The organism is Celerinatantimonas marina, from assembly GCF_046054165.1.
In the GTDB taxonomy this organism is placed as follows: Bacteria; Pseudomonadota; Gammaproteobacteria; order Enterobacterales; family Celerinatantimonadaceae; genus Celerinatantimonas.
This window is the reverse complement of sequence record NZ_JBFNXK010000022.1, coordinates 24,290-37,712: the sequence shown is the minus strand read 5'-3', so window position 1 is coordinate 37,712 and position 13,423 is coordinate 24,290. Positions and strand designations below refer to the sequence as shown.

The 13,423-nt window shown below is 44.9% G+C and carries 10 protein-coding genes; 8 read left to right on the top strand and 2 right to left on the bottom strand.

The features are described from left to right. Nucleotides 1–54: 54 nt before the first annotated feature. Together ABUE20_RS18070 and ABUE20_RS18065 are read right to left on the bottom strand one after the other, a co-directional pair. Complete coding sequence (locus tag ABUE20_RS18070) at nt 55–870, bottom strand: helix-turn-helix domain-containing protein (RefSeq protein ID WP_408621355.1); 816 nt, start codon at nt 868–870, stop codon at nt 55–57. 19 nt (nt 871–889) lie between these two features. Continuing rightward, complete coding sequence (locus ABUE20_RS18065; RefSeq protein ID WP_408621354.1) at nt 890–1,483, bottom strand: LysE family translocator; 594 nt, start codon at nt 1,481–1,483, stop codon at nt 890–892. A 268-nt stretch (nt 1,484–1,751) separates the two neighbouring features. On the opposite strand from ABUE20_RS18065, the gene ABUE20_RS18060 reads away from it, so the two are divergent. The 8 genes from ABUE20_RS18060 to ABUE20_RS18025 all read left to right on the top strand — a co-directional run bounded on the left by ABUE20_RS18060 (nt 1,752) and on the right by ABUE20_RS18025 (nt 13,120). Beyond that, nucleotides 1,752–3,758 (top strand): alpha-amylase family glycosyl hydrolase, encoded by a 2,007-nt coding sequence (locus tag ABUE20_RS18060; RefSeq protein WP_408621353.1) that lies wholly within the window; start codon nt 1,752–1,754, stop codon nt 3,756–3,758. A gap of 39 nt (nt 3,759–3,797) precedes the next feature. Continuing rightward, nucleotides 3,798–4,703, top strand: a complete 906-nt coding sequence (locus tag ABUE20_RS18055) for a potassium channel family protein (RefSeq protein ID WP_408621352.1) — start codon at nt 3,798–3,800, stop codon at nt 4,701–4,703. A gap of 774 nt (nt 4,704–5,477) precedes the next feature. Then, the gene (locus ABUE20_RS18050; RefSeq protein ID WP_408621351.1) at nt 5,478–6,563 is read left to right on the top strand and encodes a Gfo/Idh/MocA family protein; all 1,086 of its coding nucleotides are present in this window, start codon (nt 5,478–5,480) and stop codon (nt 6,561–6,563) included. Between the two features lie 250 nt (nt 6,564–6,813). After that, complete coding sequence (locus ABUE20_RS18045; protein ID WP_408621350.1) at nt 6,814–7,713, top strand: DMT family transporter; 900 nt, start codon at nt 6,814–6,816, stop codon at nt 7,711–7,713. A gap of 23 nt (nt 7,714–7,736) precedes the next feature. Continuing rightward, a complete protein-coding gene (locus tag ABUE20_RS18040; RefSeq protein WP_408621349.1) occupies nt 7,737–8,672 on the top strand; it encodes an AraC family transcriptional regulator in 936 nt (311 codons plus the stop codon). 92 nt (nt 8,673–8,764) lie between these two features. Continuing rightward, nucleotides 8,765–10,189: a glycoside hydrolase family 1 protein gene (locus ABUE20_RS18035; RefSeq protein ID WP_408621380.1), complete on the top strand. Its 1,425-nt coding sequence runs from the start codon at nt 8,765–8,767 to the stop codon at nt 10,187–10,189. Continuing rightward, a complete protein-coding gene (locus ABUE20_RS18030) occupies nt 10,170–10,739 on the top strand; it encodes a DUF1643 domain-containing protein (RefSeq protein WP_408621348.1) in 570 nt (189 codons plus the stop codon). Before ABUE20_RS18035 ends, ABUE20_RS18030 begins: the two co-directional genes overlap by 20 nt. A gap of 248 nt (nt 10,740–10,987) precedes the next feature. Beyond that, complete coding sequence (locus ABUE20_RS18025) at nt 10,988–13,120, top strand: LssY C-terminal domain-containing protein (RefSeq protein ID WP_408621347.1); 2,133 nt, start codon at nt 10,988–10,990, stop codon at nt 13,118–13,120. Nucleotides 13,121–13,423: the final 303 nt, after the last annotated feature.

Below are 13,423 nucleotides of genomic sequence, written 5' to 3'. Positions count from 1 at the left end.
GGTCGAATTTTGTTTACTTTAAATGCATCCTGAGTTTGTGGCGTTTGAGTGGACTTAGGATAAGAACTGCGATTGATAGAATTTAGGCGTAACCGCTAGTTTCCTTTTAAATTGACGCTGGAAGTGGGCTTGATCAGAGAACCCCAAATCTAACGCTATTTCTGCGACACTGTTCCCTGATTTAAGTAAGCTTTTAGCGCGTTTGATTTTTTCATCCATCACATAGGCATGTGGGGGTAATCCAAATTGTTTTTTGAAGGCTCTGAGCAATTGATAAGAACTCATATTGACCTGCTGAGCCAGCTGAGAGAGAGGGTGAATGTGCGTGATATCGTCTAGTAGCTGGTCTCGAATGATCGCTAAATTGGCTGAGCTTATGGCCGGAAGTTCTGATGAGGACTGCTGTATAAAGCAGTTTTCAATAAAATCAAATAAATGGCTTTCGGCTTCAAGCGAGTTCTCCTTGGCTTGTAATGCTGAAAAAAGGGCCGGGAAGTGGTTTCGAAGTTTGGGATTGGTGGTGAAATCGGAGTCGAAGGGTCGGTAGTCCATCGACATGCGATTGAAAATCTGCCGCTGCATCTCACCCATTTGTAATGTATTGATGAATATCATTCGATAAGACCAAAGGTCTGAATGGGGATTACAGGCATGAACATCCGTGGGATTGATCGTGACAATCTGCCCTGGATGAATGTGATGTAGGTGGTTTCTATTTCGATAGTGTGCCGTACCTTGATCAATTAGGCCAAAAGAGAATTCATCATGGGTATGGGCTTCATAGCAGGCACTGCAATGCCGGGCCACTCTCAGTTCGATCCAGGGAAACTGGGTACTCTGTTTAAAACGGACACTATTATCTTTTTTCAAAATCCACTGCTCCAGTCGGTTATATCCATATCATGATGATGGAAATTCCTAAAAGAATGGCCATTACTCGGTTGAAATAGTGTTGCTGGGTCGGTGTTTCTAGGTATTTAGCCAATAGTGTCCCCGTCATCGCCCACATTCCAACTCCCAAAAAACAGATGACCAGTGAAATCCCTGTAAATATAACTAACAATGTGTTTGGGTGACTATTACCTGTGACATAAAGGCTGACACCGGACATAGCAACCACCCAAGCTTTAGGATTCAACAATTGAATGAATGACCCGGTCAGTATTCCAGATTTTGAGTGCCGAGTCGATGTAATAGGTGATATGTGGGCTTTAAAGAGACTATAGGCTAGATACAGTAAAAACAGACTGCCTCCACATTTCATGACACTCTCCAATTTAGGTAGGTAGTGAGTGATCATTTGCATGAGATAACCCGATGTATAGACGACTATTGAATAGGCGATCGAGGCTCCCGCTACATGTCTGAGTGCGGCTTGTTTGCCATGGTTTAATGCGGTGCTGGTGGCGATTAAATTTACAGGTCCTGGAGTAATGGCTCCGACCAGTGCAAATAAAGTCATGGCTAAGATCAGGTGTTGCATATGTTTTCCCTCGTTGGCTATGGATAACATACGGCAAACTAAATGAGAGTTATTGAACGATATTGCATGTCGATGGGACTGAAGCTCTCTCTTGCCTCCATTAGGCTCAGGTGGCGATAAAAACAATAACCAACGCTAGTGTAAAAATGTGAAGCAAGTCACTCCTCCTTTAGCCCTACGCCCCTGTAAAAGTAAGCCAGGGAGGGTTTTTAGGAAGGCGGATGTCCGCATAATCAGAATCCATACCGATCAAGAAAGGATGACTTTGATGAGATGGAAATGGTGGCGTTTCCCAGTACTACTGCTACTGGGGTGGGGGAGTGAGGCGGCTATTGCGCAATCGATGCCTGAGGTCCCTTGTGATCCGGTGTTACAACAGCAGAGTAACCAGCTCCGGATCTATGAAGTGATGGTTGAAAGTTTTGTTGATGGTGATCCGAATCTCAGTTATGGGGTGGGGTATGGCCCGAGTCACCATCAAGGAGACTTAAAAGGTGTGATCCGCTCACTCGACTACATCAAAGAATTAGGGATGAATGCCATTTGGTTGACGCCTATTTTTGAGTCCAAACCGATGCCTGGGCAACCGCTTTCAGCATCCAGACTTGATGCAACCGGCTATTTCGCCAGTGATTATTTTAAAATTGATCCTCGGATCGGAACACTAGCCGATGCTAAAGCACTGGTAGACAAAGCTCATAAACTGGGATTGTATGTTTTTTTAGATGGTGTCTTCGGTCATCATAAAACCAATCTCGAACCCTCGCCGCAAGGTACCTTGTCCAGTGGTCCTTCTGACCATGTCCGTTATCCCGGGAGCCTGAAATTTTATCAGCAGGTGATTCAATACTGGACTCGGACGCTCAAAATTGATGGTTGGCGACTCGATCAGGCCTATCAAGTTCCGCTGCAAGACTGGGTCCATTTAAGGCAGACAGTGACCGAAGCATCCGCAGGCGTCCGTTATCGTAATGCTCAAGGGCAGTGGGTACATCCGTTGGGCTATATGGTTGCTGAGGTGTGGTCGAATAATCTCAATCGGATTACCAATACCGCTTATGGATCAGATAAAGCTCCGGCTTTGTGCTCGGCGTTTGCTTTCCCACTCCGGTATCGGGCGGTAGAAACGTTTGCCGTTGACGAAAACTCAGTGGGCCATAAAGGAGGCGATTGGTTGAATGACGGGCTTCATTTGCAACAGTTGTATCCTCTTCATGCTCGCCCTAATTTGATGCTGGGAAATCATGACTTGGTACGTTTCGGAGATTTGTTGCAACGGGGAATGATCGCTGATCCTCCACAGCCACAATACTGGCAGCGGCATCGGGCGGCGCTATCATTTTTGGCGGCTTACAGTGGGCCGATTACCTTTTATTATGGCGAAGAGATCGGCGATCAAGTGGAGGATTTTGATGTCAAGGTCCCTGCTGATATCTGCGTCGATCAGGGGCTTTGTGATGATCATGTAGCTCGCTCTGATGCCAAAATTGCCGGGGTGAATGCGACGTTAACTCAGCCTCAACAGGCCTTAAAAACTTACTTAACGCAATTGATGCACTTACGACAGCAGCATCCGGCTCTTTATCAGGGGAAACGCGTCAATATTCTAGCCAATGCCAATGTCTTAGTTGACTATAAACGTAGTGGTCGTGATGTTCTGTTGTATATGGTCAGTACTCGTGATGCTCCCCAGTTATTGTCGCTCAGTGGCCAACAGATCGGCGCGAACGGAGTCTTACGAGATCTGCTGAGCCAACAGGTATTTGAGGCCGATGCAAAAGGGATTTATCACGTTCCGTTAGCTGGTTATCACGCTCGCTTTTTAGCTATTGCACAGCCCTCTGCTACCGGTCCAGTCGTTAAGCGTCAGCCGGTTCAATTGCAGGCTTCTGGCCGCGTAGGCCGTTGTGATAATCCGGATCAAGGCCGTCCATTACTGGATAAGCCTCTGTATTTGGTCGGTGATTTTGCCGATACCGATTGGACTTTTAAATCCTTCAGAGCTTTTCATTATAAAGGGAACGGACTTTATCAGGCGGTTGTCAAGGAAATGGCTGGAGGATATCACTTTCAATATGCCAGTCCCGGATGGGCTCCGCAATTTACGGTAAAAGGATTGAGCCTTAAAACAGCCGTATCGCAACCGTTGATCGCGGGTGGATATGGTCAAGATACTGTTGCCATTTTGCCGCAAGCTGGGCGTTATGTTTGGAGCCTTCAATTTCATGCCGATGGAACTCCGGAACAAGCAATAGTGGCTAAATGTAAGGATTAGATTAAGCTTAAATTAAGTCTTAGATGTAGAGTGCTGTTCATGATGGTTTCTGTTTCCAGCATGATTGGTCTGTCCGGGGTTGACCACTCGGAGAATAAACGGGCTCGCAAAATCGGGCGTTATTTTGAATGGCCGATGTTGTTGTTTTCGTTCTGGATTTTATTCGAGTGGTACATTGAGGTTCGGGATGGAAAGCCTTTTGGTTATGCTTATGTCACCGATTGGTTTTTATGGGTATTCTTTTTAGTTGAAACAGTGACGTTAACGGCGTTGGTTACTCATCGGTGCCGTTATTTAAAAACTAATTGGAGTAACTTAGTCATTATCGTGCTAGGTATTCCATTACTCTGGAGTTATTTACCTTATGCCGGTGGTTTGAGGGCTTTGCGGTTGTTGGCGATGTTTACCATGATGATGAATATGTCGGGTAGTTTTCAGAAAATTATGGGGCGTCATCATCTGGGGCCGACGCTCATGGTCAGTTTTGTCATCATCATTATGGCCGGGACTTTGATGGCGGTGATTGATCCGAATGTTGAAACGCCACTGGATGGTATTTGGTGGGCCTGGGTGACGGTCACCTCTGTGGGTTATGGTGATATTGTTCCTGGAAGTATTCTTGGACGTTTTTTCGGCTCACTGTTAATTCTTATGGGCATCGGTCTGTTTTCGATGCTAACGGCGAGTTTTTCAGCTTTTTTTATGCAGCAGGAAGAACAGGCATTGATTGATAAAGAACAGTTAAATGCGGATCAAATTAGTCGCATTGAGCAGCGACTGGAACTGCTTGAGAAAAAGTTGGATCGGTTATTAACACTGGCAATGGATGTGGAACAATCGCAGTTAGAACGGGAACAGCACTTGAAACTCGAGAAGGTGCAAACGTCGTCCAAAATTGAAGACCCTTGTGGTCATCATCCTGATGATCAGGATGCCCTCAAATAGCCATTGCAGGTGCTTTAGAAATCTCTTGTTGAATTAATTTTTATGTTTTTTTGCTCCCTATCACTCATCATGAGCTGTCATGATGATGATCCAATCATATAGCCAGAGCGGCCGTTTTATACGTTCCCGGGAAAATCCCAACCCTTGATTATGCTTGTGAAAATGAGTTCCGAAATGCAAGGCGTGGGAGTGAACAAGTGTAAGGATCATGGCAGCACATGGCTATAGCTTGGCTATAAATCCAGATTAACCTTAGCAGGAATAAATGTTTTTAATCATGAAGGAACTCTCTTGATAAGGAGGGCTATAAGAATGGATGTCACGGCGTCTTGGTTTGTACATCGTTATATATTTGGAATTAAGCCGCTTAGCCTGAGAACTGACTTTGTAGCATTAGGCATGAATTGGCAAGAATTAGGCAGGAAAAAATAAGTCAGTTATTTTCATAATGGTCTTCAGATAGTCGTTGTTTCTAAATTGTAAATTATCCTGATGATAACCAATTAATTTATTGAAAATTAATTATTTTTAATAAGTTATTGGCTGTGTTTCAGGAATGAACCGATGCATCAGTTGTTATTGTTAACCTTATTTTATAACTGTTTCATCAATGTGTGAGTTATAAGGCATGGTTTAGTTTTAGTAGCATTAAGCGTCTTGTTTGTTGATTCTTGATGATGTGGTTATCGAGTTAACACATTCATTGTATTACCAATTACGGTAGCTAAACGGCAGAAAATTTGGCTGCTAAGTGTATCGAAAAGAGAGGAAACCATGAGTAAAAAACCGATCCGAGTGGGGTTTATTGGTCTAAATCCAGATAGTCATTGGGCCGCTATGGCTCATCTACCCGCACTGCGCTCTTTAAGTGAAGATTTTGAGATCGTCGCGGTGGCTAACTCAACTCCAGAGAGTGGTCAACGCACCGCTGAGCGGTTACATCTTCCGCATGCGTTTGCGACACCACAGGAGTTGGTGACTTCTGATGTTGTTGATCTCGTGGTTGTGACGGTGAAAGTCCCTTATCACTATGAATTGGTGAGCGCAGCGTTAGCCGCGGGTAAGCATGTTCATTGTGAATGGCCTTTGGGAAATGGCTTGGCAGAAGCTCAAAAATTGGCCGCATTAGCGGCTGAAAAAGGAGTTGTAGCGACCGTGGGCACGCAGATGCGTACCGCCCCGGAAGTTAAATATTTAAAACAGTTGATTGCTGATGGTTATGTGGGGACGGTACTGAGTAGTAGCTTGATTGGTTCCGGGGGCAATTGGGGCGCAGAAAGTTCAGCAGAACTGGCTTATCTATTTGATAAAGCCAATGGAGCGACCATGCTGACGATTCCTTTTGGTCATACGCTTGCGGGTGTGCAGGATGTATTAGGGGAATTTGCGGATGTGAATGGCCGCACTTTGAAATGTCGTGATACGGTGCATATCACCGATACCGGGGCTGATGTGGTAACCTCCGCTGCCGATCAAATTCTGGTGCACGGTCAGTTTAAAAGTGGTGCTGCGTTTTCGGCCCACTATCGGGGGGGAATGTCACGAGGGACAAACTTCCTCTGGGAAATTAATGGTACTGATGGTGATCTTCAGGTGACGGGGAATATTGGCCACGGTCAGTTTGCACAGATGACGATTAAAGGGGCTAAAGGAGCGGATTCTGAGTTGCACACGTTAGTTCCGCCAGCTGAATTGTTCGCTGAGTTACCAGAACAGGTGATCCCTCGCAATGTGACCGGTATCTATAAACTGGTGGCTAAAGATATTCAAACAGGCAGTCGTGAAGCGCCCAGCTTTGCTGATGCCCTGAAACTACATCAGTTGCTTGATGCTATTGGTCAAGGCAACGAATATTTATAACGACTTCCCCAGCAAGTTTAACTTGCTGGTTTTTTTATATTTTAGCCATCGATCATCATTCATGTTCTTGATCTTTGTCCGCCATGTCTGAGCCATATTGATTTGGCTGCTGGCACGGCTTGTGGCAAATCACTTTATAGAAAATCGTCTCTTTATATCTGAATGTTACGTGTGGTGTCGTAAAACCCTTCACTACGATTAAGCACTCTTCGGATGATGAATCAACGTGATCAATTACAGCGAGGTATATATGGGGAAGATCTCGGGTCATATGGCCGTCATGCTCTCATGCGTTATTTTTGCGAGTAATATTTTAGTGACAGATTCACTGACTGGAACCTGGATGACGTCTATGGGGTATACGCTGACGCGTCTGGTCTATGGTACTGTAGCGTTATGGGGGATCAGTCTCTTTTTTCCAAGAGAACCGGTGAACGCTAAAGATTTAGGTGTACTGGCCGTGGGTGGTTTCCTAGGGTTGATCGTATCGCAGATGGCCTTTGCCGAATCGGTACAATATACCTCACCGGTGAATTTTTCGCTGATCATGGCGATGGTGCCTGTCACCGTATTGTTACTTTCGGTCGTATTTTTAAAAGAAAGTGTCTCGCTGATTAAGGCGTTGGGGATCGGTTTCAGTATCGCTGGTGCCGTGCTGGTGATTCTACAGGGAAACGTGAGTGAAGCGGTGGGCGCTAATCATCTGTTGGGGGTCATTATCGCGGTTATCAGTATGGCCAGTTATGGGGGATATTTAGTAATCACGCGTCAGGTGACACAGCAATATAGTTCTGTAACTATTTTGAAATGGATGTTTCTGTTTAGTGTGATCATGTTATTACCCTTCGGGGCTTCAGAATTAGTGGCTCAGCGTATTTACACGGCGGAAGTCACCCATAGCGCTATTTTTCAATTGCTGTTTGTGCTGATATTTGATGGTACTTTAGTTTATTTCTTGTTATTGATTGCGTTGCAGCGGTTACGAGCAACTACGGTCAGTACTTATTTGAATCTCTTACCCATTTTTACTTCAGTTATTGCGATTTTCAGTGGGCAGAGTGATCTGACTGTTGTTAAAACGATTGCGACGGCATTGGTCGTAGGCGGTGTATGGTTAGTGACTCGTAGTGCTGAGCCGGTGAAGGCTTAGTCGACGGGCTGAAGGTGAATGGAGTGGAGAGTAAAACGATATCTCAGGTGGCAAAAACTGGCACCGATAGTGTTGATTTACAACAGATGGCGGCGTTGTTAACTAAATTGGCCCCTTATGATGGTTTCTTCCAGCTGCAAAAAGATTATGTGCATGTTGTTCGGGAATCGAAGACGGCTTCAGAAAAAACGTATTTGTTGGCTCGGCCGAGTATTTGTATTGTTCCTCAGGGCGCAAAATCGGTATCACTGACGCAGGGGGGAATGACTTTTGAAGAAAATGAGTCCACGCTGGTCGTTTATTCTGCGGAAGTTCCGATTAATTTAGCCATTACTCAGGCATCTGTGGATAAACCTTATTTTTGTTTGATGATCCCGCTGGATGCGAAAAGGCTTCGCCAGTTGATCCTTAAAGTATTTCCCAATGGCGTGCCGAAAGCTCCGAAGCTACAGGCAGTCTATGTGGGGGATGCCGATGCACATATTGTTAAGGCCACGGTACGAGCGTTGCAACAAATTGAACAGCAGCAACATACTGAATTATTGGTCCCACTGATGATTGAGGAAGTATTGATTCGGTTACTGCTGAGCCCTATGGGTCCTGCAATCGTGCAGATTGCAATTGCCGATTCGAATGCGGAGAAGATCACCAAGGCGATCTCCTGGCTGAAAGATAATTATGCGAAACCAGTGAAGATGGAAGATTTAGCCAAACTTACCGGAATGAGTGTTTCTTCGTTTCATACCCATTTTAAATCGTTAACTTCGATGAGCCCGCTACAGTTCCAGAAAACAGTGCGTTTGCAACAGGCACGTAGTTTGATGCGAGCCAAAATGATGGATGTAAGTAGTGCCGCCTATGAAGTCGGTTATGCTAGCACCTCTCAATTTAGTCGAGAGTATGTACGGGCGTTTGGTGTACCGCCCAGCAAAGATGTGGGGCGAATGGCATCGGATTAAGCGGCGATGACACTTTCTGTTTCTTTATCAAAAAGAAGAGAGACGGAGAGTGGCATCATGGTGAAGTATCACATTTCACAGGAGCTATCATGATAGAGTCATTTCCGGAATGTTTTTTATGGGGCGGCGCGATAGCGGCAAATCAGGCTGAAGGTGCCTATGATGTCGCCGGTAAAGGGCTGAGTGTCGCTGATGTCCTGCCTGTCGGTGCGGATCGTTTTAAGCAGATGGATTTAACCTTAGATCCGGCTGCGTATTATCCAAGTCACGATGCAATTGATTTCTATCATCAATTTAAGTCTGATATTGAGCTATTGGCCGGCATGGGAATTAAATGTTTACGACTTTCGATAGCGTGGAGTCGGATTTTCCCGAATGGTGATGAAACGACCGCGAATGAGGCAGGATTAAAATTTTATGATCAGCTCTTTGATACGTTGATTCAACATCATATCCAACCCGTCGTTACGATTTCTCATTTTGAAACCCCTTTGGCCTTGGTTAAAAATTATGGAGGCTGGAAAAATGCAGCCTTGATTACCTTTTATGAACGGTACTGCCAAGTCATCTTTGAACGGTATAAAGATAAAGTAAACTATTGGATGACGTTCAACGAAATTAATCATGCGCATACGTTGCCATTTTTAGCGGCTGCCGTGGTCGTGCAAGAAGATGAGCAGAAGTTACAAACAATCTATCAGGCCAGTCATCATATGCTGGTTGCTAGTGCCCGCGCTTGTATTGTGGCCCGAAAAATTAATCCGAAATTTCAAATCGGCTGCATGTTGTCATTAAGCCCAGTGTATCCGGCAACGTGTAAACCGGAAGATGTATTTTCCGCTTATGAACTGCGGCGGCGTTCGCTGTTTTATAGCGATGTTCAATTGCGCGGTGCTTATCCTCGATATTTTGAGCGCTGGCAGGCTGAGAATCATATCCAGCTGACCATCACCGATGCGGATCGGCGAACCTTACAAGAAGGTACTTGTGATTATTTAGGATTCAGCTATTACCGCAGCTCTTTGCATGAGCAGGGCATGCCTATATTAGGAAATACCGGTGGTCTTTTAGGTAAAAAAAATCCTTATTTGAAAGAAACTCAGTGGGGATGGCCGATCGATCCATTGGGGCTTCGTTACGTTTGTAATGAATTATATGATCGGTATCAGAAACCCTTATTTATTGTGGAAAACGGATTAGGTGCCGAAGATGTCGTGGATCCACAGGGCCATATTGTTGATGTTGAACGAATGGCGTATTTAAAAGATCATGTTGAGATGATCAAAGAAGCCATAAAAGATGGCGTCGAGCTCATTGGCTACACCTGGTGGGGCCCTATCGATATAGTGTCTGCCGGAACGGGGGAAATGAAAAAAAGATATGGATTTATTTATGTCGAAAAAGACAATCAAGGGCATGGCAGTGGCAAACGGATCATTAAAAATAGTTATTACTACTATCGGCAGATTATAACGTCGAACGCCACTCAGATGGATTATGAACCATTTATTCGCTAATCAAGTCAAGGAAAGGAAACTGACAACAGCCACTCAAAAGTTAAAAAATACGGCCCAGTTTTCAACATGCCGAAAGTATCGGTATGCCCTGTGGCGGATTTGGGATGAGGCAAAACCATATGTGATGTTTGTTTGCCTGAATCCGTCGACAGCCGATGAACAACAGGATGATCCAACCGTGACCCGCTGTATCCATTACGCTAACCGTTGGGGGTATGGCGGTGTGTGTATGACCAACCTGTTTGCTTATCGGGCAACCCAGCCTGAAATAATGGAATCTCAAGAAGATCCCGTGGGAAAAGATAATGATCAGTGGCTGGTTCAATTAGCCCGAGAGGCTGGGATCGTGGTTGCTGCGTGGGGCAATCATGGCGGCCATCTTCAGCGTTCGAAACAAGTGGTTTCCCTGTTGCCGGATTTATATTATCTGAAACTCAATAAATCTGGGGAACCGGCACATCCACTGTATCTCAGTGCCCAGTTAACGCCTTTGAAATGGCATAGAGAGGAGTGTGATGATTTTTCTATCAAAGGGCAGACCGTCTTCTGAGTTCATTTAAACTCACTTTGAGCATAATTCAATCATGAGCCGCTTACTTTTGAGGCTCTATGACTCATCATCTTATCTTCCGGTTTATCCTCTGAGCCAATACTTCGTGGATGAAGGCACTCTGCACGTTTGTTTACATTGGATTTATAGCATTTATCCTAATTTAAAAAGTATCTTTTATTTTGGCATGGCATCTTCGGTAACCGATTCCTACACTGATACGTATTGCCATCTTTAAAGAGACTCGCATGGATCATATAACTCAGATTATTCTTACATTAGTTCGAGATATGGGAATGATGGGCTATTGGGTCGCATTTGTTGCGGCTCTGGCTGAGACTCTTTTTGTGATAGGTTTGCTGTTACCCGGCTCGACATTCTTATTACTCATGGGGGTATTTGCTGGACAGGGGGTGCTCGATCTGGGAGATCTGTTGTGTTTTGCTATTGCAGGTGCCGCATTGGGAGATAACATCAACTATCGTCTAGGGCGTAAATATGGGCATCAGTGGCTTAAGCAACCACGCTGGTTTTTAAAAGTAGATTATTTATCCAGAGCCGAAGTGTTTTTTGAACATCATGGCGGCAAGAGTGTATTTCTTGGGCGCTTTGTGCCTTCTGTAAAAGAATTAATGCCTTTTATTGCCGGTATGGCCAACATGAATCGGGGATCATTTTTACTCTGGAATTTGCTGGGCGCGATAGGTTGGGCTCTTCAATGGATCCTACCAGGGTATATTTTTTCACAATCGTTGGCATTGGCCCACACCTGGTTATCCCGTATAGGGATGATGCTGGTGGCACTTATCGCATTGTTGTTGCTTTTATATCTGTTGCGCTGGGCGGTGATCCGTTTTGGGGCCGGTAGTGCACAGCTTGCTTGGTCTGTCTGCCAGTCGGTGGGCCAAGCGATTGCTGATAATTCTGAAGTCATCACTTGGAACAAACGACACCCTCGTCTGAGTTCGTTTTTTAAACAACGTATCGATACAAGTCAAATAAAAGGGCTACCGTTGACTTTGATTGGGGTGGCGATGGGCTATGTTGTACTGTTATTCGGTGGATTAGTGGAAGATTTGCTGGAAAAAGAAGCGATCGTAGCCACAGATCTTCGAGTTGATGCCCTAATTGCCAGCTTTCGGACACCATTTCTGAATCATGTTTTTTATGCTATTACCACTTTGGGTAGCCCGCCGGTGATTGTGTTGGGAATGGGACTGATGGCTTGTTTATTTGGACGCATGCGTCAGACCCAATTTATTTTGCCAATGTGCCTGGCGGCTGGACTGGCCAATGTGCTCACAACTATTGGTAAGTTTGCTTTTCACCGAGTCCGGCCGGATGTCGCGCTAATCACTCCCGGTGGCTATGCGTTTCCTAGTGGGCACGCCACAGTTAGTATTGCATTTTATGGGTTTTTGTTTTTTGTATTCATTGTTTCAGTTCGGGGGTGGCGAACTCGAATTAATTTGATTTTTGCAGGGATATTGTTAGCAGCTAGTATCGGTTTTAGTCGATTATATTTGGGTGTTCATTATCTGAGCGATATTTTGGCTGGCTATTTAGTGGGTTCGCTAGGGCTTTTATTTGGTATCGCCTTAAGTTACATGGGCTGGAGCCGTTTTCAGCAATTTTTGCTTCGAGCTTCCGCGATGAAAAAACGACTGACCGTAGCAAGTGTTCTGATGACTTTGCTTTGGGGTGGATTTATTTTAGGAATGAATCTACGCGCTCCCCAGTTTAGCCTTCCGGTAGTGACTGTACCGATTGTGGATCAGTTTAATCGTGCCGAACAGTTGTTTCCTGATCCAGCGAGTCGTTATGCACTTTCAGTCGCCGGAGTTCGGCAATCACCGATTAATTTAGTGATACAGGCTCAACCTGATGAGTTACAGAATTGTATGCGCGCTGCTGGATGGTATTTGGCCGATCCTATTCGTTGGCGACATGTTTTTCGGGCCTACTATAGCGTATGGTTTCAACATGATGATCCAAATGCACCTCTTTCTCTCTGGTTTTGGCAAGATCGGCCTCAAAGTCAACAATGGTCTCAACCTGATGCGCCTGGAATGGTTTTCAATCGCTATTTTCTAAGAGTTTGGTCAACAGATTACAAAACGCAGAATGGCTTACAGGTGTTTGTAGCGTCGACAGGTCATGAGCGTTTGCCTAAATGGCATGTTATTCCCCGGGCAGATTCGGGATTTGATGCTGCACGTAGTCGTCTGATAAACCAGCTTCGCAAAATTGGAGGGATCACTACCGAAGCTACGTTACCACTAGCCACACGGCCACAGCCTTTTGTTTCTGGTTTCGAGTATGAAGGTATTCGTAGTATTTTAACTTTAAAATCTTGTCGTTCATTGAGGCCAAGTCGGTAACAACGACATACGTCATCATATACGCACGATTCAAGGATTAGACAATAGATATATGTTTGACCCAAAATTTGTTCTTTAAAAATTGGGGATTAAAAATCAATAGCTTATATAACGCATCTAAAAAAAGGTCTAACAGGCTATTTTAACGTAACTGTCTATGGTATCTGACTATTTTCATGATAAGCTCTAGTTCACTGCCGCACAGGCAGCTTAGGTGACGAAAGTTCGAAACACAGTTTCGCAACTTGAGGAAGTGAGGTCATGGATGACCGATGTGAGCCGCTCCAAGGATGGATTTTCGCA

Coding starts and splice junctions, on each gene's coding strand:
- ABUE20_RS18065 (WP_408621354.1), bottom strand. CDS start 1,483: ATGCAACACCTGATCTTAGCCATGACTTTATTTGCACTGGTCGGAGCC.
- ABUE20_RS18050 (WP_408621351.1), top strand. CDS start 5,478: ATGAGTAAAAAACCGATCCGAGTGGGGTTTATTGGTCTAAATCCAGAT.
- ABUE20_RS18055 (WP_408621352.1), top strand. CDS start 3,798: ATGATGGTTTCTGTTTCCAGCATGATTGGTCTGTCCGGGGTTGACCAC.
- ABUE20_RS18060 (WP_408621353.1), top strand. CDS start 1,752: ATGAGATGGAAATGGTGGCGTTTCCCAGTACTACTGCTACTGGGGTGG.
- ABUE20_RS18030 (WP_408621348.1), top strand. CDS start 10,170: ATGAACCATTTATTCGCTAATCAAGTCAAGGAAAGGAAACTGACAACA.
- ABUE20_RS18045 (WP_408621350.1), top strand. CDS start 6,814: ATGGGGAAGATCTCGGGTCATATGGCCGTCATGCTCTCATGCGTTATT.
- ABUE20_RS18025 (WP_408621347.1), top strand. CDS start 10,988: ATGGATCATATAACTCAGATTATTCTTACATTAGTTCGAGATATGGGA.